This window comes from Paracoccaceae bacterium (assembly GCA_012103375.1).
Taxonomy (GTDB): Bacteria; Pseudomonadota; Alphaproteobacteria; order Rhodobacterales; family Rhodobacteraceae; genus WLWX01.
In genome coordinates this window covers 637,519-660,885 of sequence record WLWX01000001.1, presented here as the reverse complement: position 1 = coordinate 660,885, position 23,367 = coordinate 637,519, and the positions used below count along the sequence as shown (strand labels likewise).

At 61.7% G+C, this 23,367-nt stretch carries 21 protein-coding genes, 1 tRNA gene and 3 pseudogenes; 10 read left to right on the top strand and 15 right to left on the bottom strand.

All coding sequences use genetic code 11. From position 1 onward, the window contains the following. Positions 1–95: 95 nt before the first annotated feature. Complete coding sequence (locus GKR99_03420; protein ID NKB26652.1) at positions 96–437, bottom strand: hypothetical protein; 342 nt, start codon at positions 435–437, stop codon at positions 96–98. Between the two features lie 318 nt (positions 438–755). Beyond that, a complete protein-coding gene (locus GKR99_03415; GenBank protein ID NKB26651.1) occupies positions 756–1,193 on the bottom strand; it encodes a hypothetical protein in 438 nt (145 codons plus the stop codon). Positions 1,194–1,328: 135 nt separating this feature from the next. On the opposite strand from GKR99_03415, the gene GKR99_03410 reads away from it, so the two are divergent. Next, a complete protein-coding gene (locus GKR99_03410; GenBank protein ID NKB26650.1) occupies positions 1,329–2,864 on the top strand; it encodes a PAS domain S-box protein in 1,536 nt (511 codons plus the stop codon). Here the strand turns inward: GKR99_03410 and GKR99_03405 are convergent. Both GKR99_03405 and GKR99_03400 read right to left on the bottom strand, forming a co-directional pair. Next, a pseudogene (locus tag GKR99_03405) lies at positions 2,861–3,592 on the bottom strand (response regulator). The gene GKR99_03410 and the pseudogene GKR99_03405 overlap by 4 nt on opposite strands. Before the next feature lie 21 nt (positions 3,593–3,613). Beyond that, positions 3,614–4,572 (bottom strand): IS630 family transposase gene (locus GKR99_03400; GenBank protein ID NKB26649.1). Its coding sequence is split into 2 segments (ribosomal slippage): positions 3,614–4,228 and positions 4,231–4,572, totalling 957 coding nucleotides; the frame shifts between segments, so codons are not numbered across the junction. Between the two features lie 240 nt (positions 4,573–4,812). On the opposite strand from GKR99_03400, the gene GKR99_03395 reads away from it, so the two are divergent. Together GKR99_03395 and GKR99_03390 are read left to right on the top strand one after the other, a co-directional pair. Next, on the top strand, positions 4,813–5,484 hold the full coding sequence (locus tag GKR99_03395; GenBank protein NKB26648.1) for a helix-turn-helix domain-containing protein: 672 nt from the start codon (positions 4,813–4,815) through the stop codon (positions 5,482–5,484). A gap of 67 nt (positions 5,485–5,551) precedes the next feature. Then, entirely contained in the window at positions 5,552–6,385 is an 834-nt protein-coding gene (locus GKR99_03390; protein ID NKB26647.1) for a hypothetical protein, read from the top strand. A gap of 232 nt (positions 6,386–6,617) precedes the next feature. On the opposite strand, the gene GKR99_03385 is transcribed toward GKR99_03390, so the two are convergent. Continuing rightward, positions 6,618–7,385: a metal-dependent hydrolase gene (locus GKR99_03385; protein ID NKB26646.1), complete on the bottom strand. Its 768-nt coding sequence runs from the start codon at positions 7,383–7,385 to the stop codon at positions 6,618–6,620. A gap of 56 nt (positions 7,386–7,441) precedes the next feature. Here GKR99_03385 and GKR99_03380 point away from each other — a divergent pair, with 56 nt between their 5' ends. After that, positions 7,442–8,095, top strand: coding sequence for a hypothetical protein (locus GKR99_03380; protein ID NKB26645.1), 654 nt, complete (start codon positions 7,442–7,444; stop codon positions 8,093–8,095). Positions 8,096–8,130: 35 nt separating this feature from the next. Here GKR99_03380 and GKR99_03375 read toward each other — a convergent pair. Beyond that, positions 8,131–8,967, bottom strand: a pseudogene (locus GKR99_03375) (hypothetical protein). A 349-nt stretch (positions 8,968–9,316) separates the two neighbouring features. After that, complete coding sequence (locus GKR99_03370; protein ID NKB26644.1) at positions 9,317–9,712, bottom strand: hypothetical protein; 396 nt, start codon at positions 9,710–9,712, stop codon at positions 9,317–9,319. Between GKR99_03370 and GKR99_03365 the strand changes: the two genes are divergently transcribed. The 3 genes from GKR99_03365 (at position 9,711) to GKR99_03355 (ending at position 12,740) form a co-directional block, all read left to right on the top strand. Beyond that, the gene (locus GKR99_03365; GenBank protein ID NKB26643.1) at positions 9,711–10,022 is read left to right on the top strand and encodes a hypothetical protein; all 312 of its coding nucleotides are present in this window, start codon (positions 9,711–9,713) and stop codon (positions 10,020–10,022) included. The genes GKR99_03370 and GKR99_03365 overlap by 2 nt on opposite strands. A 376-nt stretch (positions 10,023–10,398) precedes the next feature. Continuing rightward, positions 10,399–11,550: an amidohydrolase gene (locus GKR99_03360; protein NKB26642.1), complete on the top strand. Its 1,152-nt coding sequence runs from the start codon at positions 10,399–10,401 to the stop codon at positions 11,548–11,550. Beyond that, a complete protein-coding gene (locus tag GKR99_03355; GenBank protein NKB26641.1) occupies positions 11,547–12,740 on the top strand; it encodes a diaminopropionate ammonia-lyase in 1,194 nt (397 codons plus the stop codon). Before GKR99_03360 ends, GKR99_03355 begins: the two co-directional genes overlap by 4 nt. 572 nt (positions 12,741–13,312) lie before the next feature. On the opposite strand, the gene GKR99_03350 is transcribed toward GKR99_03355, so the two are convergent. The 3 genes and pseudogenes from GKR99_03350 to GKR99_03340 form a co-directional block, all read right to left on the bottom strand. Continuing rightward, positions 13,313–13,389 (bottom strand) — tRNA-Met (locus tag GKR99_03350). A 104-nt stretch (positions 13,390–13,493) separates the two neighbouring features. Next, positions 13,494–15,799: pseudogene (locus GKR99_03345) on the bottom strand (FtsX-like permease family protein). A gap of 104 nt (positions 15,800–15,903) precedes the next feature. After that, positions 15,904–16,548, bottom strand: coding sequence for an ATP-binding cassette domain-containing protein (locus tag GKR99_03340; protein NKB26640.1), 645 nt, complete (start codon positions 16,546–16,548; stop codon positions 15,904–15,906). Between GKR99_03340 and GKR99_03335 the strand changes: the two genes are divergently transcribed. Then, a complete protein-coding gene (locus tag GKR99_03335; protein NKB26639.1) occupies positions 16,547–17,239 on the top strand; it encodes an arylesterase in 693 nt (230 codons plus the stop codon). The two genes, GKR99_03340 and GKR99_03335, sit on opposite strands and share 2 nt — an antisense overlap. A gap of 155 nt (positions 17,240–17,394) precedes the next feature. Beyond that, complete coding sequence (locus GKR99_03330) at positions 17,395–17,634, top strand: hypothetical protein (GenBank protein ID NKB26638.1); 240 nt, start codon at positions 17,395–17,397, stop codon at positions 17,632–17,634. A 65-nt stretch (positions 17,635–17,699) separates the two neighbouring features. Here GKR99_03330 and hemC read toward each other — a convergent pair whose 3' ends face one another. After that, positions 17,700–18,659 carry a hydroxymethylbilane synthase gene (gene hemC, locus GKR99_03325; GenBank protein NKB26637.1) on the bottom strand — a complete coding sequence of 320 codons (960 nt, stop codon included), beginning with the start codon at positions 18,657–18,659 and terminating at the stop codon, positions 17,700–17,702. 93 nt (positions 18,660–18,752) lie between these two features. Here hemC and GKR99_03320 point away from each other — a divergent pair, with 93 nt between their 5' ends. Continuing rightward, entirely contained in the window at positions 18,753–19,799 is a 1,047-nt protein-coding gene (locus GKR99_03320; protein NKB26636.1) for a uroporphyrinogen decarboxylase, read from the top strand. A 309-nt stretch (positions 19,800–20,108) separates the two neighbouring features. Here the strand turns inward: GKR99_03320 and hemF are convergent, their stop codons facing one another. Genes hemF through clpS form a run of 4 tightly spaced genes read right to left on the bottom strand, consistent with a single transcriptional unit; the run spans position 20,109 to position 23,210 of the window. Further along, complete coding sequence (gene hemF / locus GKR99_03315) at positions 20,109–20,963, bottom strand: oxygen-dependent coproporphyrinogen oxidase (protein ID NKB26635.1); 855 nt, start codon at positions 20,961–20,963, stop codon at positions 20,109–20,111. Between the two features lie 14 nt (positions 20,964–20,977). Further along, the gene (locus tag GKR99_03310; protein NKB26634.1) at positions 20,978–21,787 is read right to left on the bottom strand and encodes an SDR family oxidoreductase; all 810 of its coding nucleotides are present in this window, start codon (positions 21,785–21,787) and stop codon (positions 20,978–20,980) included. Between the two features lie 46 nt (positions 21,788–21,833). Continuing rightward, the gene (locus GKR99_03305; protein ID NKB26633.1) at positions 21,834–22,850 is read right to left on the bottom strand and encodes a methyltransferase; all 1,017 of its coding nucleotides are present in this window, start codon (positions 22,848–22,850) and stop codon (positions 21,834–21,836) included. Between the two features lie 24 nt (positions 22,851–22,874). Continuing rightward, positions 22,875–23,210: an ATP-dependent Clp protease adapter ClpS gene (clpS, locus tag GKR99_03300; GenBank protein ID NKB26632.1), complete on the bottom strand. Its 336-nt coding sequence runs from the start codon at positions 23,208–23,210 to the stop codon at positions 22,875–22,877. Positions 23,211–23,367: the final 157 nt, after the last annotated feature.

Here is a 23,367-nt window from a genome sequence, read left to right as displayed (position 1 = left end):
ATTGATTGGCACAGCTGAATCAGTGCGAATTGATCCAGATCAATGGGGCGGGAATTGATTGGCGCGCACCGTACCGTTCGCCGCAATCAATCCGTTCAGCGCTTCTTACCGCCCGGTGTGACCGCTTGCACATCCGTCTGAGCGATCAGGCGTGATCGCGCGCAGGTCCGGGCGATCAGGCAGGCATTGACGATTGTCTTACCAACATCCGGGTCCGCCCGGACGTATCGGATATGCGGGCCGGGCTTGTCGTCGTCATGGACCCGAATGCACCCTGAAGTCAGAAACAACAACGCCTCGCGACCAGATGCAAACGGATGAAATTGCGACCCCTGGCGGACAAACAACTGCCCGGCCAGCTGGTCCAATTGCGCCGCGACTGACGCCGGTAACCCCGGTACGTGCGCGAAATGGCGGCTCCAATTGTTACGCATCATCACCGCAGCTTTCTTTGTCAAACTACGGGGCAAACACTGCTTCCTTGCAGCGGTTGCGCCTTGATCCTGATCAATTGCCAAAATGCCCGTCTTCCGGGTGCAGCATGCGCCATTTGCTGTCCTGCAGTAGTTCGATAACAGCCCGGCCCCGGACCGCTCAGTCGATATGCGTAAACAATACACACCGCGCAGCGGGAAGAGTTGCGCCCGCACCCGGCAGAGGCAACCACGGCGCCCGGACGTTCCCCGACGAGGTCGCGGCGCGTCTAGCGGCGCCGATATTCAACCTGTCGCAGGCTGATCCACAGCCGACCATCGCTACGCGACGAAAACATGCCCCAGCCGCTCAGGCAGCTCTCTGACGGGCACTTGCGTCAGGTCCTTGTCGACTTCGCCGGCGATGAGGTCGACCAGTGCCTGCGGCATCGCTGCACGCAATTCTCCCAGCATGTGGGGCGCGGCGACCAGAATCAGCCGCGCGAACCGGCCTTTGGCATGATCGCGTTCCAGCGCCTCTGCCAACTGGCGCGCAAAAAGGGACTCGGCCAAGCGTTTCGGGCTGTTCTTGTCCATTGCCGACCGGGCCGAACCGGCTGGGGAATGGGTCACGCCGGGCTGGTCGGAATAGGACATCGGATCGGCGGCACGGAACGTGCGGCCCGGTATCGCCGCAAACCCACGCCCCGGCCCGGAATTCTCAACAACATGGGCCTGGGTCGAATTGGCCAGAATGGCCCAGGTAATGATCGGTTTCATTGTGCGCCTCCGGTCTTTCGATCCGGTTTTTTACGATACTCAACCCGGCTGTGACCTGATCAGGATCAATTCGTGACAGAGGATTCGCGATTTGATAGCGACCAGTAGGAGCACCGCCGCAATCCCGGACTGCCCATGACCGAACGTTCGCCAGATTCCAATTTGCTCAGCGCGATATTCGACGCCGCGGTTGATGCGATCATCGTCTCTGACAAAACCGGCATGATCACGCAGGCAAATACCGCCGCCGTCGGCTTGTTTGGCTATGACCTTGCCGAACTGACGACGCTCAACGTCCGGGCATTAATGCCGGGCCCGATGGCGGATCAGCATGACGACTTTATCGCCAGTCACATCGAAACCGGCGAAAAGAAGATCATCGACATAGGGCGCGAGGTTGAAGGGCTGCGCAGGGATGGCACTGTGTTTCCCCTGCATCTGTCGGTTGGACGGGCTGTGGTCGATGGGGAGTTGCTGTTCTTCGCAATCCTGCATGATCTGAGCTATCGCAAAACCACGGAAGAGGCTTTGGCACGCTCTCAACGCCTGGACGCCATCGGACAGATGACCGGGGGCATCGCCCATGATTTCAACAACCTGCTGACGGTTGTGATCGGCAACCTGGAACTGCTGGAGATGCGCCTGGGCGATACTTCCGACGCCGCTCTGCTGACCGATGCGCTTGAAGCGGCCGAACTTGGGGCCGATCTGACCTCGCAATTGATGGTGTTTGCCCGCAAGAGCATTCTGAAACCTGAACCGCTGAACCTGAACGATTTGTGCCAGAAGTCACTTGCCATCCTGCGCCGCACCCTTGGCGCGACCTATGATATCCAAACCCGGTTCAGTCAGAACCTCGCACTGGTCGAGGTTGATCCGACCCAGTTGCAATCGGCCATCGTCAACATGGCGATCAATGCCAAAGACGCGATGCCTGAAGGTGGTAAACTGGTGTTCGAAACAGCCTTGATGGAAATCGACGACCGGTATGTCGCACAAGAAACCGATGTTGAACCGGGGACATATGTGCGCCTGTCGATCAGCGATACCGGCGAGGGGATGACGCCCGAGGCACAGCAACGCGCGTTCGAACCGTTTTTTACCACAAAGGCGATTGGCAAGGGCACAGGGCTTGGCCTGTCCATGATCTATGGCTTTGTGCGCCAGTCAGGCGGACATATCACGATCTACAGCGAGCTTGGTCAGGGCACGACCTTCTCGCTCTACTTCCCGGCACATGGGTCTGACCCCTCTGCCGGGGCGCGGTCAGATCTTGCAAAACCGGACCTGCCGAGGGGCGATGGGCAACTGGTTCTGGTGGTCGAAGATAACGCCCGTGTGCGCCGCCTGTCAGTCGAAAGGATGCACGCCCTCGGCTATCGAACGATCGAGGCCGAAACCGGCGATGCAGCGCTGAGCATTCTGGAAACGACCCCCGGCATCGCACTGGTCTTCACCGATCTTGTCATGCCGGGGTCGCTGACCGGTCTCGATCTGGCGCTGCTGGTGCGTAGCAGATTGCCCGCCACGAAAGTCTTGCTGACGTCAGGCTATGCGGAAGAGATCGCCCAGCCAGAAGCCCGCAAGGCAAGCCAGTTCGAGTTGCTGCGCAAACCCTATCGCCAGTTTGATCTTGCACAGATGCTGCATCGCATCCTGTCAGGCGGCTAGTCGCGGAAGCGGCGCACATCACAGGCCAGCACATAGCCGACGCCGCGAACCGTCTTGATCAATTTCGGGTGGGCAGGGTCACGTTCGATCTTCTTGCGCAAACGTGCCACCTGGTTGTCGATGGTGCGGTCCAGCGGTGACCAGGCCGGGCCACCCAGCAGATCCATCAGCATTTCGCGCGATGTGACCCTTTTTGGCCGGCTGAGGAACAGCGTCAGCAGACGAAATTCACCGCTGGTCAACTCGGCCTGCTGCCCATCACGATCCCGCAGCTCGAACTGATCGGGAAGCGCGACCATCCCGTCGAATTCATAGCGCTCGGTATCATCACCAGCCGGGGCGGCTTTGTCCGCGCCGCGCGCCTCGGCACGGCGCAGAACCGTGTGCACGCGGGCCAGAACCTCGCGGACATGAAATGGCTTGGTGATATAGTCGTCGGCACCGATCTCAAGCCCGACGACCCTGTCGATCACATCGTTTTTCCCACTGACCATGATGATCGGAACGTCCGAGGTGCGCCGGACGACGCGCGCCACTTCCAGGCCATCAGTCTCACCCAGGGTGATGTCCAGCGTAATCAGGTTCGGTGCTTGTTAATCAATGGCTGCAAATGCCGCTTCGGCATCCGATGCCTCAACAACTTCATACCCATCGCTTTCAAGGCAGCGGCGCAAAAGCGTTCGTACCTTCTCATCGTCGTCAACGACAAGAATACGGGCGTTTTCCATCTGGCCTAAAGCGTTTCGACATTAACCTGAGACATATCCGGCGGCCTTAAAGTAGTTCCAGCATTCTACTGGGTCGTAGAGATCGCAGATTGCTCCGATTGCTTCGAAGACCTGGGTAAAGGACCTGGCCCCGATCCGTCGCAAATGGGCTTTCAGTTTAGAGAAGGCCTGCTCGATGGGATTCAGGTCGGGCGAGTACGGTGGCAGGTAAAGGAACCAGCAGCCGTGATTGCGTAAAGCCTGCGTCGCCTCCTTATTCCGGTGGGTTGCCAGGTTGTCGAGAATGACGACAGTGCCGGGGTTGATCTCGGGGACCAGCACTTCGCGGATGTAGGCCGCGAAGGCGGGGCCATCTATCGCTCCCTTGATGACCCAAGGTGCGATCAGCGCGCCTTGGGTCAGGCCCGCGATCAAGGTTTGGGTTCCCCAGCTTCCGAAGGGCGCATCCATCGTCAGGCGCTTACCGCGCTTGGCTCTGCCGCGTAGGCGCGTGAGGTTTGTCTTCACTGCGGTTTCGTCAATAAAGACAACGCGCTCAGGAAAGGTCGCAATGGCTGGCGAGCGGTATCTGAACCAGTCGGCCCGTTGCTGCCTTACCTTGGCGCGGCGGCGCTCGGTGGCGACCAGCGACTTTTTTTGTACGTGAAGCCGAGCCGGGACAGAAGGTTGGCGATGGAGGAGTGATGCACCCGCACACCCTCTGCATCGGCCAGCGCATTACGCAACTCAAAGAGCGTGATGTCAGGGTCTTGTGCGATCAACTCCTCAAAGAATTCCCGATGCGGAGCCAGCTTTCCCTTGCCGCGCGGCGGTCCCTGCCGGGCAGGTTCCGCATGACCCTTCATCCTCACCTGACGCGCCCACCGCGCGCCTGTGGCAGGCGACAGCTTCAACCGCAACGCCGCCGCGCGCCCGCTCAACCCTTCTTCAATGTATCTCTGAAACCGTATCCGAAGCGCAGATGGCAAAGGTGCTGACATGATCCATCCTCCCAAACAGGATGAATCACAGATCAGGTCTCAAGGGAATCCCTCGCGATTCAGGTTCAAGCCGAAACGCTTTAAGGCCCGAAAAATGCGGCGACGAACGGTAAAATAACCCTTGCACAGATGTAGCAACCGTACCGGCGTGATGCAATCTGATACAAATTGATACCTTGGCGTGCGTATGCCTGCGACACGCACCCCCCATGTTGCTTTCGAACAAGATCGGAGGCTGCCATGTATGTCACCATTCCCAGCGACCACGTCGAACAGAACCTGCCCCTGCCCAATGCTGATCCGATCGCACCGACACAATCGCGCGCGATCAAGGCTGGCGCATACCTGTTTCACGAAGGCGACGACGCAACCCGGATTTACCAGGTTGTCAGCGGTGTCCTGCGTCTGACGCGCGTGATGGAAGATGGGCGCCGGCAGGTCATCGCGTTCGGATACCCCGGCGACATCGTCGGCTTCCCCGCCTGCGGTCAGCATCACACCGATTGCAACGCGCTGACCCCTGCCACGGTCATCCCGTATCGTCGCGACATGCTGGAAACCGGCGAAGGCGATCCCGAATTGCACCGCACATTGTTGCAGGCCGCCCTGCGCGAGATCAGCAACATGCAGGATCATTTCATGATGCTGGGCCGCAAATCTGCCACTGAAAAAGTGTCTTCCTTCCTGTCGGTTCTGGCTGACCGCGTGGGCGCGCCCATGGGCAACTATACCCAGGTCGACCTTCCGATGAGCCGCTCAGACATCGCTGATTTCCTTGGATTGACCACCGAAACCATCAGCAGAACGCTGACCCAACTGCGCAAATCCCGGATTATCGCGCTGGAGAACATTCACACGGTCATCATCCTGAAGCCCGAAACACTGCGTGCGATGGCCCAGAACGACGACTGAGGCATCTGCGGGCTGGACCGCAATTGACGCCGATCAAAGTGGCGGTTCCGGCCTTTGATACTTCTGGATGAAACGCAACTGCGCCCGACTTTGTGGCGCACTCAGAAAAAAATGGGAGAGCACGATGCCCCTCAAGACAATCCTGGTCTGTCTGACCTCCGAGAACCACGCCGCCGCGTTGACCAAGGCGGCGGCAGGGCTGGCACGCAAACACAATGCCCACGTAATTGGCCTGCACGCAATCGAAGCGCTTGTCGTCTATCCGGGGGTCGCAATGCACATTCCCGGTTCTGTGTACGATCATTTCAACGAAAGCCAACGTGCGCAAAGCGAAGCGATCAAGGAAATCTTCGTTCGCCACACCGAAAACGAGGATTTCGTCGCCGAATGGCGTCTGCTGCGCAGCAATGCCACCTCGGCGGCGGCCCGCATCATCGAAAGTGCCAGGGCTGCTGATCTGGTGATCATGGCGCGCGATGATCCTGACACCGGACGTTTCGACCACTACGATGTCCAAAGTGAGGTGATCCGCACCTGCGGCCGCCCGGTTCTGGTCGTCCCGCCGGATTACGATGGGCCAGACGTCGGATCCTCGGTCCTGATCGGCTGGAGCGCGACGCGAGAGGCAACGCGCGCGGTGCACGACATGATCGAAGTTGCCGATGATGATGCAACGGCCACGGTCCTATGTGTTAACGGCGGTGACAAAGACGAATTGGCGGATCATGGATCCAACGATCTTGCCGTGATGCTGGACAGGCACGGGCTGAAGACCAGCATCATTCACCGCGACAAAGGGTCAGAAGGGATTGCCGATGTCCTGATGCATCAAGCCTTCGAAACCGGCGCGGACATGATTGTGACCGGGGATTGTGTTGAAAAACTCCGTTTTAGGGCCTGAACGATGATTTTTCTTTCCATGCAGCCCGATCCTAAATTTTTGGCGCGGGGGTCGGCCCAAATCGCCTACATGCGCTCACGCGCAGCCATGCGCTGTCTCGTGGTCAAAGCTTTCCGACTATTTCGCTTCATAGGTTTTCGCAAGAAATCCGCGACGCTCTGATTTCGGAGTTTTTCAACACAATCCGGGGCATTTGGACATTCGCGGGTTTACGATTTCGTCATCGGGGCGGTCACACGCGATCTGCTGCACAAGGCAACCGTGCCGGTGCTCTATTCGAAATAGCGGCGATGTCCGGGGCCAGAGTCACATCTGCCCATATCGGCAGGTGATCCGATGCCCGCCGCGCCAACGGACCATCCTCGACGCCTGTGGCGCGCACGTCCATGCCCTTGCTAACCGCGATCCGATCCAGGGCCGCCAGCGGCTGAGCCGCGTGATAAGTGCGTCCGGGGGCCTTCACGTCAAATCGGTCCCGGATCGGTTCCAGCCCCTTGCGCAGGGACCATTCGTTGAAATCACCAAGCAGGATCGCCTGCCCCGAACCTTGCAGGTTGTCGGCAAGGGCGCGCAGCTGATGGCGCCGGTGATAGCGCGTCAGCCCAAGATGCGTGCCAACAACGTCCAGCACTCCGGAATGCTCGATCCGCACACGTACTGCACCACGCGGTTCAAGACCCGGCAGGTCGATGCGCGCGATATTCGCAACGCAAATGCCCTTGCGTACCAGAATCGCATTGCCGTGCCAGCCAAGGCTGACGTCATTGGTTGCCAGATTCACGACCCGGTAATCCGTCTCACTCTGGATCAGGGTCCGGCACAGCGCCGAGGGCCTGTTCCCCAGCCGCCTGTCAGCTTCTTGCAGGGCAATGACATCGGCGTTCAGTTGATTGATAACACCCAGAATCCGCGCAGGATCGCGGCGCTGGTCCAATCCGCGCGTTTTCCTGATATTATAGCTGGCGACGCGCAAATGCGCCGGGTCAGGTAAATATGGCATACTGTCCAGATAGGAACGCACCACTGGATAGTTAAGAAGGCAAACGGGCTGATCTTATGCAATCTTTGAAAGGGCACAGCCGCCTCATGCTGGCGATCTGGGGATTGCTGGCGGTGACATTTCTGGCGTCGCTGGCGCTTGGCCGTTGGTCGCTGGCCTTCGTGGCGCTGGCGACCTTTGTTCTGTCACTGGCACCAGCCGTGCTTGCATCGCGCCTGCACATACGTCTGCCAATTGCGTTTCTTGCTGCCACTTCGCTGTTTGTCTTCGCCTCGATATTCATGGGCGAAGCCTTTGATTTCTACGAACGCTTCTGGTGGTGGGATCTGGCGCTTCATGCGTCATCCGCTGTCGGATTCGGGCTGATCGGCTTTCTGTTCGTCTTCATGCTGTTTGAGGGCGACCGCTTTGCCGCGCCGCCCAGCGCGATGGCCTTCATCGCCTTCTGCCTGGCCATCACGGTCGGGGCGATGTGGGAGGTTTTCGAGTATCTGATGGATCAGTCTTTTGGTCTGAACATGCAGAAATCGGGCCTGGACGACACCATGGGCGACATCATGGTTGATGCCGCCGGAGCCTCGGTCGCAGCGCTGTCCGGCTTCTTTTATCTGCGCGGGCAAAACTCTGGCATTCTGGGGCGCGCAATTGCGCAGTTCATCGCGTTGAACCGAAGGCTCTATGCCAAATCCAAAGATCGGTTGAAAAAATGAGCGTGCCTGCCGGGCATGCCCCGCAAGACCCCAGATCAGTCTGAAGGTGGCGGGAAGTCTATTTCTGTGACAGTTGCGCGGAAGAACGGGAAATAGGCATCGCTGTCGAAATGATTTCCCGCCTCGATACGCGTCGGCAGGGTAAACCCCTGGAAGTCACGATACTCGGTCAGATATCCGCCGAACCGTTGAAGTCGATAGGTTTTTTCCGGATTTGCGTCGCTCCAACGATCAAACGCAACCTGGGTCGCCGCGCCGTTTTCGTCGACGGTGACATCCACGGATTGCACCAGATCGCCATGGGTCAGGGTGACGCGCGTCTGGTTCTTGGCGATGTCGGTCCAGGTTGCGCCGGTACCGGGCAGCAAGGCTGCGGGGGTCCAGAACACGGCTTCGGCGACGGCGCGGCCAAAGGCGGCGCGTGCATGATCGACGTTGCCCCCGGCCCGCGCCACCGGAAGGGTGCCAAACAGCCAGAACCGGCTCCAGCTGTTGCCCTCAACATAGGCGTCAGAACCGGCAAGCCGCATCTCGTCAGACCTGAGGGCGACACGCCAGACAAACCCCGTTGGCGCAGCCAGCACCTGGTCTGCGGTCATTTGTTAATAGGGATCATTCGGGGACGTCCCAAGGCTGAAGTCCCCGACCATTGAAATGCGTGCGACCGTGCGAAGCTGGGTCCCCGGCGCGATGGCGTGCAGGAAATAGCGTTGCGCAACTTTGGGAAGATCCGCCACCATCGCCGGTGAAAACACCGCCGGTTGTGACGGCTGGGTCTTCAAAAGCGCTCGACGGGCTTTTGCATCGGCACGCAGGTCAATGCCCTGCATCACCACAAGCCCGGCAATCGCAACAATCAGAATTGCCGCCATCCAGCATGCAAACCTCAGCATTGGCCCCCCACATTGTGCACCGGTTGATCCGGTTCCTCGGCAGGAATCGGCACCCTTAGAAAGGCATGCTTTGCTGCGGGCTGCCTTGATCGAAATCAGGGCAGATTTGATTGACCCACCTCAATCGCGGGGCAGCCGCAGCCGGTAAATTCAGGACAGACATTCGCAAAGGACCAAAGAAATGGAAAATGCGACAGACCTGATTATCATCGACAGGGATTGCACAGAAAACGATCTGGGCCCGACGCTTGAACGCGTCAGCCGATCAAACGGACATCTGACGATACTGCTTGTGGCGGCAATCCCGCCGTTTCCGGTCTACTCGATGTCAGGCACGCCGTCCGGGGCCTTTTCGGTTCCGCAGCATTGGCAGGAATCCTGGAAATCCACCTGTGAAGAGCTTGAGGCCAAAGCAATCGAAATGCGTGAGATCCTGCAGCGAAACGGCGTCTCTGGTGACGTCAAAACCGCCTGCTGCGAATCCGCAATGCTCGATGAGGTCGTCGCGCGGCACGCGATGGTCTGTGACCGGGCCATCATTTCCAGCCGGCTGCGCGAAGACGAAGCGATCTTTCGCAACGTCCTTTATGGTCTGCTGTTCAAGTCGCCGGTCGGTGTGATGTTGAATTCGGCGCAAGGCCTGAGTGGCGCTGCGCCGCGCAAGATCTTTGTCGGTTGGAACACCGGCCTGCCCGCCGCGCGCGCTGCACCGCGCCTTGCCCATGTTGCGCACGGCGCAAGAGGTTGTAATCGCCATATTCGACCCGGTGATGACCGAGTATGCCGATGGCGAAGACCCCGGCGCGGATGTGGCCCGCTGGCTCAGCCATCACGGCTGCAAGGTTCTGGTTCAACAGCTGCCCAGCGGCGGCAAAGATATCGGTGAGGCGATGATATTGCGCGCCAGAGAGGTTGGAGCCGACCTGATCGTCATGGGTGCCTACGGGCGTTCGCGGCTGCGTCAGAATATCCTTGGCGGCACAACGACCCGCCTGATTGACCAGTCCGATCTGCCGGGGTTCATGGCGCATTAAGGTCCGCACCAGCGCGTCCGGAAACCGCGCGCACAGGCGCTGGCGGTTCCCTTGCAGATGCTTTGCACAGCTACAGGCACCTGTTCGGGGTCGGTGGCCATGCAATCTTTCTTGACGCCCAATCCGTGATTGCCTGCCTCTGCCCGGATTTGTTGCGCCAAGATCTGCGACAATCAACGACCGGCTGGCGTGGCGAACTGGCTGAATGCACTGCCCGTGCCATTGTCGGCAATCCACGATGATCCGCCAGTTGGCAACCGGCAGCCATCAGGTCTGGGCGATTCTGCGCGCGAATTCATCGCCATTGCCTGGAAAATTGACGCATAGAATCGGCTCAGATCGCTAGATTGCAAGAATGCGCGCAGGGATTCGGGACATGGATGATTTTCACACAAGGCTGATCGGGTTGCGGCACGCATTTCACCGTGACCCCGAACTCGGGTTTGCCGAACAGCACACCAAGGCCCGGATCGGCGCCCACTTGCGACAGCTTGGGCTGGAGGTTCACGAGGGCGCCGGCGTTGTCGGTATTCTGCGATCCGGCAAGGGCAACCGCGCCATCGGCCTGCGCGCTGACATGGATGCGCTTCCGATTGCCGAGGTTGGCACACACGACCATGCCTCGCAAAACCCCGGCGTGATGCATGCCTGTGGCCACGACGGGCATATGACAATGCTGCTTGGTGCGGCCGAGCTTCTTGCGGGCGCGACCGATTTTGACGGCACTGTGGTATTCATTTTCCAGCCGAACGAGGAACACGGGCTTGGCGCGCAGGCGATGATTGCCGAAGGCATGCTAGAGCGGTTCCCGATTGACGAGGTTTATGCGATCCACAACCTCCCCGGCGCGCCGCTTGGTCAGGTGTCCACCCGCGTCGGCCAGATCTGCAACAGCGAAAGCCTGTTCGAGATCGCGATAACCGGCAAAGGTGGCCATGCCTCGATGCCGCAGGTCGGTGTGGATGCGATCACAGTCGGCGCGGAACTGGTCCTTGCGCTTCAGACCATCGTGTCGCGCAAACTTGCGCCGGGTGCGGGGGCGGTTGTGTCGGTTACCGAATTCCTGACCGATGGCCAGCGCAACGTGCTGCCGGGCAATGCCACGCTGAAAGGTGATGTTCGCGCGCGCCTGCCAGAAGATCGGCTGGCTGTTGAGCGCTTCATGCGACAGATCGTTGATGGCGTGGCGGCGACCCACGGCATCACCGCAGACATGACCTTCGCGACCGAATTCATCGAAACCATCAACGCAGCGGATCCCACCGCCGCAGTAGTCCGCACCGCAATTGCCGCCGGGCTTGAGACCATCGCCGATCGTCCGCCGATGAGCTTTTCTGAAGACTTCGCCCATTTCTGTGCCGCCGTTCCGGGTTGCTTTATGCTGCTTGGCAACGGAGAGTCCGGCGCGCACGCACAACCGCTGCACGCCGCGGATTACGATTTCAACGACGCTTTGTTGCCTGTCGGGGCCGCCCTTTGGGCGGACTTGGTTCGTGACCGCCTTCCAGCCAGAAAGACCGCACCATGACTAAGCTGCTTCCAGACGTCGAAATTGGCCATGTCGCCGCCACGCGCAAATCGGGCGACGCCGCATTTCGTGTGTTGTCAGAAGGCGATTTTGAAACCGCCCGAGATGAGATCACCGAATGGCCGGGTTATCAGCCCACGCCGCTGGTTTCGCTTGCGCACCTCGCCAATGCGATCAACCTGTCCGAGCTGCGTTACAAAGACGAAGGGCCGCGTTTCGGGCTTGGCAGCTTCAAGGCATTGGGCGGGGCCTATGCGGCGCTGCGCGTACTGCAGCGTCAGATATCGGCGCGGGTGGGGCATGACGTAACCCTGGCAGACATCCGTGCGGGTCGATACGCCGATGATTGTGCGGCAATCACGCTGGTTTCGGCCACGGACGGCAACCACGGACGCTCCCTCGCCTGGGGATGTCAGCGCTTTGGATCACCCTGCCGGATCTACGTCCACGCCGAGGTGAGCGAGGGCCGCGCCCAGGCGATCCGCGATCAGGGTGCGACGGTGATTCGAACCAACGGCGATTATGATGCCTCGGTCGCGCAGGCCCGTGCCGAGGCCGAAGCAAACGGCTGGTTTGTCGTTTCGGATACATCCTGGCCCGGCTATTCCCTACCGCCGCGCGACGTGATGGCCGGATATGGCGTGATGACCACCGAGGTCTGCAAGGCCTACGCGACACCGCCAACGCATGTGTTTCTGCAAGGTGGTGTCGGCGGTCTGGCCGCTGCCGTCGCCGCGGGTTTGCGCCAGTATTGGGGCGATGCATCGCCCCGCGTTATCGTCGTCGAACCGGAACTTGCCGCCTGCCTGATCGAAAGCGCACGGACCGGCGCGGCAACGAAAGTGCCGATCGCCGAAGAAACCCTGATGGCGGGCCTGTCCTGCGGTGAACCATCGCCCTTGGCCTGGGAAATCCTGGCTGAAGAAGCAAGCGATTTCCTGACCATACCAGAGGAACTGGTCGCGCCGACGGTCCAGCTTCTGGCCCGGCCATTGGCAGGCGATCCGCCGATCGAGGCTGGGGAAAGCGCCATCGCCGGATTGGCCGCGCTGATCGCGGCGCGCCAGGACCCTGGATTGTCCGAACGGCTGGACCTTGACGCAAACTCCCGCGTTTTGCTGATCGGATCGGAAGGCGTAACCGACGCGGCAGTATTCGCGACAATCATGGCGGGGCAGGTCTGTGCCTGACGTTCTGACCTAAGAGGGGCCTACACGTCCCCAGGGATCATGCGATCCCTGATGGCCAGATCAGCCCTGGATCAGCGACTTAAATGGTCGAGCACTTCGGGTTTGAAATGCAACCAGCCGTGCTTGAGATCAGATTGGCGAACACTTTGGCCGTCGGCTTGATATAGGTCTTTTTCATATCCGATTTTCCCTTTTGCGCGGCGCCTTTATGGATCGACCGAAGCGTCCAGTCAAGCCAGCGGATTCCGGATGCGGCTGAATAACCGGAACTTGAGAACCTCTGCGGGGAGCCTCCCGCGTCCCGAACCCGGCCATTTGACCGGCCGTGTGGGTGGCAAACCCAAGTCCACCATCAAACGCTCGATGACGGAATGCTGATGCGCGGACCGGATCATCACCGGGATTCGCTTGAATTCCAAAGTGCCCCATCTGGATCGGACAAATACGGGATTGGCGGCCACATGATGCACCCTGCACATCCATCGGCGTGACCGTTCCGTGCAACCCATTGGTGCGATTTCACGGCGCTTTAGCCGATCCAAAGGATCGCCATCTTTGTTCAGGTGTTGGAGTGGTGGCGTGGGGGGGACTTGAACCCCCGACCTAACGATTATGAGTCGTTCGCTCTAACCAACTGAGCTACCGCGCCACGAGCGCTGCGGATACGGCAGCGCCGTTTTGGTGTCAACTGATGGATCGTGGAAGTTGTTGCACAGTCTGCGCATCGCTGAATTTCCCGGCAACCATCAGCGCTCATTCGCCCGCGCGCAGTACCCGGGCCGGGCTGGCCGACAGCGCGCGCCAGGCAAATGCCAGACCCGCCAGCGTTGTCACCAGCGCACCGCCGACAACGATCATTAGCGCAGATCCGGGCGCGAATCGAAACGTCACCTCCATCACGAACCGGCTGACCGCCCAGCCTGCAACGCCACCTGCCAGAACCGCCACAGCCCCGGCAACCAGCCCCAGCATGGCCGAGCGTAACGCGAAGTTCGCCAGAATGCGCGCCCGGCTGAATCCCAGCGTCTTGAGGATCGCCGCCTCATAGGTGCGCGAACGCTCTCCGGCGGCGGCGGCACCGATCAGCACCGCCACTCCGGTCAGCAGCGTCGCCAATGCACCGTATGTGATTGCGGCAGCGACGGTCCCCAGAACCTCGGTCACGCGGTCGATGGCGTCCCGCACCCGGATCGCCGTGACATTGGGATAGCCGCGCGACAGATCGCGCAGAATCGCCGCCTCGGCCTGGGGTTCTGCATAGACGGTCGCGATCGAGGTATGGGGCGCCCCGGCAAGGGCGGCGGGGTTCATTGCCATTACGAATCCAATGCCAGCGGTCGAAAAATCCACGACGCGCAGGCTGGTCAGGGTGGCGGTGATGTCGCGCCCCAGAATATTCACCGTCAGGCGATCCCCCAGTTCAAGGCCCATTTCACCGGCTTCTTCGGCAGCAAAGGAAACCTGTGGCGCGCCAGCGTAATCCTCGGGCCACCACTCGCCTGTGGTGATCTCGGTTCCGTCGGGTGGCGCGGCCGAATAGGTGACGCCCCGGTCGCCGCGCAAAACCCAGTGATCGCCGGCAACCTCGGCCGCCGGGCGATCATTGATCCGGGTGATGACCCCGCGCAGCATTGGCGCGGTCTGTATCCTGCTGACGCCAGTGTCCTCTTCCAGGCGGGCGAGGATCTGCGGCAGTTGGTCGGGTTGAATGTCGATCACAAAATAAGATGGCGCGACTTGTGGCAGATCGCGTGCAATTGCACCGCGAATATTGGTGTCGATCTGGCCCACTGCGGCAAGAACTGACAGGCCAAGCCCAAGGGACAGGATCACCGGCATCGCCTGCCCGCCCAGACCGACAGGCGCGGCAGGCCCGATAACCACGCCGCCGATGCGACCTGCGCCAAAAGGATCAGAACCGTCACGCCAACCCAGCGCAAACGCGGCCTCCCGCCCCCGTCCGACACTCGATAGAGCGCTGCCGGGCGAATACGCTCGGCCCGCGCCAGCGGCCAGAGTGTGAACATCAGGGCCGTCAGCACCCCATAAAGTGCGGCTTCTGCCAGCGGTCCGGGCGCCACGCGAAACGCGGCTGGCACGGGCAGGCGCGCCTCGATCATCGGGGCAGCCAGAAGCGGCAGAACAGCCCCCAGCACCAGCCCCGCGACAATCCCCAGCAAAGCCAGTACGCCGATCTGGATCATGTAGATCGCAAACAATGTTCGACCCGACGCGCCCAGCGTCTTCAGCGTCGCAATCACCGGCACCTTGGTGTCGAGGTAGGCCCGCACCGCGGCCGAAACCCCAACGCCGCCCACCGCCAGCCCCGCCAGCCCGACCAGCACCAGAAACGCCGACAGGCGATCCACAAAGCGCGCCAGACCCGGCGCGCCATTGCGCCGGTCGCGCCAACGCACGCCGCTGTCGGCAAACCGCGCCTCGGCAGACTGTTCCAGCGCCGCGAGGTCCGCGCCATCCGGCAAGGTCATGCGATAGCGCGATTCAAACAGGCTGCCGGGCGTGATCAGGCCCGACGCCGCCAGCGCCTCGGTCCGAACAATCGTCCGTGGGCCAAGGCTGAACCCCGACCCGGCGGCGTCCGGTTGCAGGGCAATGCGGGCGGCCAGCGTGAAAACCTGCTCTCCCAGACGGAACTGATCTCCGATGGCCAGCCCCAGCCTGTCGGCCAGCACCGGATCCATCACCGCGCCAGGCGCAGCGTCTGGCCCGGAAGCATCGCCCAGCGCCGTTTCAACCGGCATTGGCGGATCCAGTTCCAGCGCACCGGTCAGCGGATAGGCCCCGTCAACCGCCAGCACCTGCGTCAGCGCCTGATCCGGCACATCCCCATCGATGCGCACCAGTGAGCGGAAGTCGATCACCTCGGATAATGCAGCGGCCTGTGAACCCATCCAGGCGCGCTCGTCCTCGGTTGCGGTGCGATAGGTAAAGCGCAATTCGGCATCGCCGCCCAACAGAACGGCCCCTTCGCGCGCCAAACCGCCGCTGATGCCGTCGCGCACGGTGCCGACGGCGGCAATCGCCGCAACGCCCAGCATCAGGCAGATCAGGAATACCCAGAAACCTTGCAAGCCGGTCTTCAGCCCGCCGCGCAACTCTCGCGCAGCGAACCGCCCGGCGACGCGCCAATCAGCAGATCGGCTCACTCTGCCGCCGCGCGGGCTTGCGCCAGTTGCCCGTCTTCCAGCGCCAGCGTTGAACCATGGCGGTCACGCAGATCAAACAGCAGCTCCATAATCTCGGACCCCGTCGCGGAATCGAGGTTTCCTGTCGGTTCATCGGCCAGCAACACAGCCGGGCGCGGGGCCGAGGCACGCGCCAGCGCCGTGCGCTGTTGTTCCCCGCCGGAAAGCTCGGAAGGGTAATGCCCGCCCCGCGCGGCTAGACCCACGCTGGCCAATTCTGCCTCCGCACGCGGGAACGCATCGCTGACCCCGGCCAGTTCCAGCGGCACCGCGACGTTTTCCAATGCGGTCATTGTCGGAATCAGATGAAACGACTGGAACACCACGCCGATGTTGTCGCGCCGCAAACGGGCCAGCGCGTCCTCGCCCAGCGGTCCGATATCCTGGCCCAGCACCTTGACGGTGCCGCCGGTTGCACGCTCAAGTCCCCCCATGAGCATCAGCAGCGACGACTTGCCCGACCCCGACGGCCCGACCAGGCCCAAAGTCTCACCCTTTGCGACATCCAGAGAGATGCCGCGCAGGATATCAACGCGCCCGGCGTTGCCCTGCAACGACAGGTCCACGTCGCGCAGGGACAGGATCGGATCGGTCTTGGGCATGTTCGGCGGCCTTTTTCGGGGCGTGTGCTTGGCAAGATATGGGCTGCGTCGCGCGATACTCAATGGAGTCGTTGCCACAGGTCTGCTGGCAAGCCCTGTTTTGGCAGAACCCGTCACTGTCGCGGCACTGGGCGACAGCCTGACCCAAGGCTTTGGCCTGCCGCCCGAAGATGGGCTGGTGCCGCAACTGCAACGCTGGCTGGACGCGCGTGGGGTCGAGGTGACACTGATCAACGCTGGTGTTTCGGGCGACACCACCGCGGGGGGGCTGGCCCGCATCGACTGGACCCTGACAGAGGAGGTTGACGCGATCATCCTTGCCCTTGGTGGCAATGACGTGCTGCGCGGAATTGACCCGGCCGAGGTGCGCGGAAATCTCGACGGAATTCTTACGAAAGTCGTTCCGTCCGGTCGACCGGTCCTGCTGGTCGGGACCCAAGCGCCGCAGAATTACGGCCCCGCGTATAAGGCGGCGTTCGATATGCTGTTTTCCGACCTGGCCGAGGTGCACGACACACTGTTCCACCCCAACCTGCTGACCCCGCTGCTGGAGGTCGAAGACCGGGCCGCCGCGCGCCGTGACTTCATGCAGGCCGACGGGCTGCACCCGAATGCGGCGGGTGTTGCGCTGATCGTCGAGGCAATCGGGCCGGTGGTGGTGGACCTTGTGGCTGCGAGCAAAAGCAACTGAGTTGCTGAGCTCATTACATGCGCCTGGATGACCGGCAAATACTGGACGGAAGGGGACGTTGGCGATCATTCGCCAAGCCGGGCGGGCGCCTGACCGGGGGTAGGCGATGCAACCTGAGTGTGTGGCAATTTATGGTTCAGCGTTAACTCTGGACTATGAAGGTTTCGCGACCCCTCGAAATCGCCTGCCCGCGGGACGGTCAGGCGATCGCCCGGCGCCCTCGCGGGCTTGATTCCGGGCGAATAAACGCGCGCCGCCAACGCCCGCTTCAGGCCGATTGTGTTGAAAAACTCCGAAATCAGAGCGTCGCGGATTTCTTGCGAAAACCTATGAAGCGAAATAGTCGGAAAGCTTTGACCACGAGACAGCGCATGGCTGCGCGTGAGCGCATGTAGGCGATTTGGGCCGACCCCCGCGCCAAAAATTTAGGATCGGGCTGCATGGAAAGAAAAATCATCGTTCAGGCCCTAAAACGGAGTTTTTCAACACAATCGGCCAAAAACCCCGGCCCGGTCTGATCCAGCAGATCGCGCGCCAGCGCCTGACCAATTCTGGCCCCGTCGCTGACCGGACCGGACAGTGCGCCGGCAAACATTGCCGCCCCGTCCTGCGCAAGAATCTCCCCTCGCAACGTCAGCGTACCGCCTGAAACCTCTGCCAGCCCGGCAATTGGTGTCTGGCAAGACCCGTCGAGCGCGGTCAGAAACGCACGCTCGGCCGCCAGTTGATCCCCCGTCGGCGCGTCATGGATCAGGGTCAGCAGGGCAGCCACGCGATCATCATTGTCGCGCCGCTCGATCCCGATGGCGCCTTGCGCGACGGCTGGCAGCATCTCATCCGTGGCCAGCGGAACTGCGCCAACCTGCAACCCCAGCCGGTTCAGCCCGGCACAGGCCAGAAATGTCGCAGATGCCACGCCATCGGTCAGTTTTTTCAGGCGGGTCTGCACATTGCCCCGAAACTCGACAACTTGCAGATCGGGACGGCGGGCCAGCAGTTGCGCGCGCCGCCGGATCGAGGACGTGCCGACAACCGCGCCGTGGGCCAAGTCCGCAATCCGTGCGTTCGTTCCCAGCAACGCGTCGCGCGGATCCTCGCGCGGCAGATAGGCATCAAGCCGCAGGCCGCCCGGCTGGGCCACCGGCATGTCCTTCATCGAATGCACCGCAATGTCGATCTGCCCGGCGATCAGCGCCTGCTCGATCTCGCGCGTGAACAATCCCTTGCCGCCCAACTCTTTCAGCGGACGGTCCTGGACGCGATCGCCAGTCGTCGTGATCACCTCGATCCGGAATGCTGCCTCGGGCAGGTCATGCGCTGCCATCAGCCTGCTGCGCGTTTCAACCGCCTGCGCCAGCGCCAGCGGGGATCCGCGTGTGCCAATGCCAAGCGGACGTTCGGGTGTGGGAAGGTCTGTCATGGCGATCTGATAAGCGCGCGCCCGGCCCGTGGCAATGCACCCGCTTGACTTCACCGGCCCCGCGCGGGACGACCCTGCCCTGGAGGCATCAACATGACTAAACTTCTGCTGCGCGCCTTGGCGGGCGAGACATTGCCGACACCGCCGATCTGGATGATGCGTCAGGCCGGGCGTTATCTGCCGGAATACATGGCAACCCGGGCCGAGGCGGGCGACTTCCTGTCGCTGTGCTATAACCCAGACTTAGCGACCGAGGTGACGCTGCAACCGATCCGCCGTTTCGGCTTTGACGCCGCGATCCTGTTCGCCGACATCCTGCTGGTGCCGCAGGCACTGGGCGCCGATCTGTGGTTCGTTCAGGGCGAAGGCCCGCGGCTGAGCACGATCACCGACCAATCCGGGTTCGACGCCCTGAAACCGATCGAGGCGATCCACGACACGCTGTCCCCGATCTATGAAACCGTCGCGCGCCTGTCCCGCGCCTTGCCCCCGGAAACCACCCTGATCGGATTCGCGGGCGCGCCCTGGACCGTCGCCACCTATATGATCGCTGGCAGGGGCACCCTGGATCAGGCCCCCGCGCACGCGCTAAAGCGCGAAGCACCGCAGGTCTTCGACGCCCTGATCGAGCGGCTAACCGAGGCCACCATCGCCTACCTCTCTGCCCAGATCGAGGCCGGGGCCGAGGTCGTCAAACTGTTCGACAGTTGGGCGGGATCGCTGGAAGGCGGCGATTTCGACCGCTATTCGCTGACCCCGATGCGCCGGATCACATCGGCGTTGAAATCACAGCACCCAAGCATCCCGATCATCGCTTTCCCGCGTGGCGGCGGCGATCGTTACGCCGAGGCACATGCTGCAACCGGGGCCGACTGCATCGCGCTGGATCAATCCGTAGATGCCGACTGGGCCGCCGCGAATGTTCAGATCAATGGCTGCGTTCAGGGCAACCTTGCACCCGAACATATGGTCACTGGCGGCGATGCGCTGGTCGCCGAAACCCGGCGCATCGCGCGCGCCTTTTCCGGCGGGCCGCATATCTTCAACCTGGGCCACGGCATCACGCCCGATGCGAACCCGGAGAATGTGGCGCTGATGATCGAGGCGCTACGCAGAGATGACTCCAGCGCGCGGGGTTGAACGCCGACCGCCGTTTTTTTGGCCAGGCGCGGACATTGGCAGTTTGCCGCTGCGCCCGGTGCGCGCCGTAAGGCGCAGGGCGCGCGCCGGACCGGTCCCGCCGGTCAGGCGCTGGTCTGAGCTTGGCGCGTCCAGGCGAGTTGACGGTCAAACCAGAGCCATAAATCATGCAAACTCAAAGGCGCAGCGCCTGCCCACCGGTCCGGCGCGCGCCCTGCTTGCTATGCTCTGCCAAGCTCCACACCCGGCCCAGTTTGCTCACCTGCTCGCGAGTGCCTCAGCCAACCTGCGCAGAACCCAACCCGGCCCTCAAACCCACTTCGCCAGCGGTGGCAAGCTCATCAGCACTGCGTCGGGGTCGTGGCCCGTCTCCAACCCGAACTTTGTCCCCCGATCATAGACGAGATTATACTCAGCATAGAGGCCCCGGTGGATCAGTTGGGCGTCTCGATCAGCCTCGGAGAATGACATGTCTTTGCGGCGTTCGGCCAACGGCATAAAGGCAGGCAGGAATGCCCGGCCGACATCCTGCGTCAGGGCGAAATCCGCCCCCCAGTCACCACTGTTCAGATCGTCATAAAACACCCCACCAACGCCGCGCGCACGTTTGCGATGCGGGATAAAGAAATACGTATCCGCCCAGGCTTTGTAGCGTTCATAGACATCCGCCCCATGGGCCGCACAATGCGCCTGAAGAACGTCGTGAAAATGCGCTGTATCTTCCGCGTATTCTATCGCCGGATTCAGATCGGTCCCGCCGCCGAACCACCAGCCGTGCGGCGTCCAGAACATCCGGGTGTTCATATGCACCGCCGGCGCATGCGGGTTCACCATATGCGCCACCAGCGAGATGCCCGAGGCCCAGAACCGCGGGTCATCGGCCATTCCCGGCAGATCCTTGCGCGCCGCCATCGCCGCCACCGCGCGTTCGCCCAGGCTGCCGTGAACGGTCGAGATGTTCACCCCGACCTTTTCGAACACACGCCCGCCCCGCATCACCGACATCAGACCACCGCCTGCGTCCTCTCCTGCGTTGCCCGTGCGTTTGGTCTTGCTGACCTCAAACCGACCGCCACCCTCGCCTTCCAAAGCCTCAAAGGCGGCGACAATCTGATCGCGCAGCGTGCGAAACCACGCAGCCGCCTGCGCCTTGTGATCATCCATATCGCCTGCCCCGCTCAATGCGCCGACACATTCACCGGATCGACCAGCGTGCGCCCGCCATCCACGGTCAGAATCTGCCCTGTCATGAAGCCTGACCCGTCCGAGGCCAGGAACTGCGCCACCTCGGCAAGTTCCCCTGCCCCGGCGACCCGTGCCAACGGCGTATGATCGACAATCTCATCGCGGAAACTCGGGTGCTCCTTCAAGACGCCTTTCAGGCTTTCCGACATCACGCTGCCAAAGGCGATGGCATTCACCCGGATACGTTCCGGTGCCAGCGCAACCGCCAGCGACCGCGTCATCTGATCCAGCGCGGCCGAGCTGACCGAGAAGGCCATCAGATCAGTCTGTGCCCGCCGCGCCGCGATCGAGCTGAGGTTGATGATCGAGCCGACAGGCGCATCTTCGCGCCCGTCCTCGGCAGCCTGCGCGATCATCCGACGCGCGAAAACCTGGCTGAGGCGCAGGCTGGGGATCAGGTTCTGGTTCAGCGAATCCACCAGCGCGTCATCGTCCTGGTCCATCGGGTCCGAGGTCAGCACCTGCCGCGATGCGTTCACCAGAATATCGACCCCTTCGAAGGCATCGATGGTGGCGGACAACAGGTTGGCGACGTTCAGCTTTTCGCGAAGATCGCCCGCATAACCGCGCACCGATCCGGTGTCGTCGTCCACCTTGCCAGTGGCATCCGCCAGCGCCTTTTCATCCATATCAGCCATCATCACATTGGCCCCGGCTTCGACGAAATGGCGTGCGATGGCGCGCCCGACCCCGTTGGCGGCACCTGTGACAACAGCCGTCTTACCGGCGATGGAAAAGGACATCAGTATTCCCCAATGACGACCACCCCGGTGGCCAGACTATGCGCGTTTATCGCCGTTTGCGAACGGCTTTGCGCGCGACCTTGCGGTTTGCCGAAACCGGGCGCGATGCCCTGATGAGCTTGAATCCGGCGTCGCCGCCAACCTCTTCAACCTCGCCGAAACCCTCGGCCAGCGCTGCCTCGTAAGGCAGATGCCGGTTGGCAACCAGCCACAGCGCGCCCTGCGGGGCCAGCAAACGCGCCGCTGTGGCGATGAAAGCACGGCCAAGCGCCGGATCAGCGGCACGCGCGGTGTGAAATGGCGGATTTGTCACGATGTCATCAAACCGAATGTCGTCGCTGAGCCGGGTCACGTCGGCCCAATGGAACCGGGCGCGCGGGTTGGTCACATTCTGGCGCGCAGCTTCCAGCGCGTCATGCTCAGCCTCGATCAGGTGCACTTCGGCCACGCCGTCCCGGTCCAGCACCGCATGGCTGAGGTATCCCCAGCCCGCCCCAAGGTCGGCGACCAGCGGCCCCATTTTGCCAGGCAATGCCCCAGCCAACAACGCCGAGGCCCGATCCACGCCATCGGCGGAAAACGCCCCAGGGGTGGTCACGAACCCCTCAGGAGTGGTCTGCGGCGCGGGCTGCCAATCCGAAAGATCGGCCTCTTCGACCACCACCAGCTTGCCGTGCGCCATGGACACGACACCGGACACTGACGCGCGCTGTTTCAGCGCCTTCAGCATCGAATCGATCCCATCGGTTTTTTGCCCGTCCAGGACCAGCGGCCCGTCTGTTACCAAATGCGCCTGCGCCAGCAGCGCGCGCGCATGGTCCTTGCTGCGCGGCAAGCAGACAATCGCCAGCGCAAACTGGCCCGCGATCGTGGCGCTGGTCTCAAACCCTGCTGCGGAATAATAATCGTGGTCCGGGCGAAACCCCTGCACGATTTGCACACGGTCACTCGGCAGCGCCGACAGGTCCATACCTGCACTTGGCCGCAGCACCAGAATCCGCCCCACCTGGGGCAGCACGACTGTACCATCGGCGATGGCGGTGCTCAGGCGGGATCGGGCCATCGGGGCGGGCAGGCGCGGGTGCGCCTACTCTTTCTCCATGGTGCATTGCAGCGGGTGCTGATGGCGCTGCGCAAAATCCATCACCTGCGCGACCTTGGTCTCGGCAATTTCGTGACTAAACACGCCGACCACAGCCAGCCCCTTCTTATGAACGGTCAGCATCAGGTCGAACGCCTGTGCATGGCTGATGCCGAAGAAACGCTCCAACACCAAAACGACGAATTCCATCGGCGTATAGTCATCGTTCAACAGCATCACCTTATACAGCGGGGGTCGCTGCGTCCTGGTCCGGGTCTCAGGCAGGACAGTGGTGTCGCCGTCGTCATCACGGCGGTCTTCCTTGTCGGACATGCGAGGCATCGGGCGTTGCAAAATCTGCACTCTTGGATTCGGCTGCAATTTTCGGCTCTGATGGGCTTATATAAGACCATCGACGGCTTAGAGCGCCGTCCTTGAAATCTGAATCGATGGGATTCCCAGAGGTCTGATTTTGTGATTCACCGAATGTGGAGGTGGA

Excerpts from the sequence above, each read along its gene's own strand:
- GKR99_03330 (NKB26638.1), top strand. The coding sequence starts at position 17,395 with ATGAAGGTTTCGCGACCCCTCGAAATCGCCTGCCCGCGGGACGGTCAG.
- GKR99_03335 (NKB26639.1), top strand. The coding sequence starts at position 16,547 with ATGTTCGGCGGCCTTTTTCGGGGCGTGTGCTTGGCAAGATATGGGCTG.
- GKR99_03365 (NKB26643.1), top strand. The coding sequence starts at position 9,711 with ATGTTGCGCACGGCGCAAGAGGTTGTAATCGCCATATTCGACCCGGTG.
- GKR99_03380 (NKB26645.1), top strand. The coding sequence starts at position 7,442 with ATGCAATCTTTGAAAGGGCACAGCCGCCTCATGCTGGCGATCTGGGGA.
- GKR99_03320 (NKB26636.1), top strand. The coding sequence starts at position 18,753 with ATGACTAAACTTCTGCTGCGCGCCTTGGCGGGCGAGACATTGCCGACA.
- GKR99_03395 (NKB26648.1), top strand. The coding sequence starts at position 4,813 with ATGTATGTCACCATTCCCAGCGACCACGTCGAACAGAACCTGCCCCTG.
- GKR99_03305 (NKB26633.1), bottom strand. The coding sequence starts at position 22,850 with ATGGCCCGATCCCGCCTGAGCACCGCCATCGCCGATGGTACAGTCGTG.
- GKR99_03420 (NKB26652.1), bottom strand. The coding sequence starts at position 437 with ATGATGCGTAACAATTGGAGCCGCCATTTCGCGCACGTACCGGGGTTA.
- GKR99_03390 (NKB26647.1), top strand. The coding sequence starts at position 5,552 with ATGAAACGCAACTGCGCCCGACTTTGTGGCGCACTCAGAAAAAAATGG.
- GKR99_03410 (NKB26650.1), top strand. The coding sequence starts at position 1,329 with ATGACCGAACGTTCGCCAGATTCCAATTTGCTCAGCGCGATATTCGAC.
- GKR99_03385 (NKB26646.1), bottom strand. The coding sequence starts at position 7,385 with ATGCCATATTTACCTGACCCGGCGCATTTGCGCGTCGCCAGCTATAAT.
- hemC (NKB26637.1), bottom strand. The coding sequence starts at position 18,659 with ATGACAGACCTTCCCACACCCGAACGTCCGCTTGGCATTGGCACACGC.
- hemF (NKB26635.1), bottom strand. The coding sequence starts at position 20,963 with ATGGATGATCACAAGGCGCAGGCGGCTGCGTGGTTTCGCACGCTGCGC.
- clpS (NKB26632.1), bottom strand. The coding sequence starts at position 23,210 with ATGCCTCGCATGTCCGACAAGGAAGACCGCCGTGATGACGACGGCGAC.
- GKR99_03355 (NKB26641.1), top strand. The coding sequence starts at position 11,547 with ATGACTAAGCTGCTTCCAGACGTCGAAATTGGCCATGTCGCCGCCACG.
- GKR99_03360 (NKB26642.1), top strand. The coding sequence starts at position 10,399 with ATGGATGATTTTCACACAAGGCTGATCGGGTTGCGGCACGCATTTCAC.
- GKR99_03415 (NKB26651.1), bottom strand. The coding sequence starts at position 1,193 with ATGAAACCGATCATTACCTGGGCCATTCTGGCCAATTCGACCCAGGCC.
- GKR99_03370 (NKB26644.1), bottom strand. The coding sequence starts at position 9,712 with ATGGGCAAGGCGCGGTGCAGCGCGCGCGGCGGGCAGGCCGGTGTTCCA.
- GKR99_03310 (NKB26634.1), bottom strand. The coding sequence starts at position 21,787 with ATGTCCTTTTCCATCGCCGGTAAGACGGCTGTTGTCACAGGTGCCGCC.
- GKR99_03340 (NKB26640.1), bottom strand. The coding sequence starts at position 16,548 with ATGCCCAAGACCGATCCGATCCTGTCCCTGCGCGACGTGGACCTGTCG.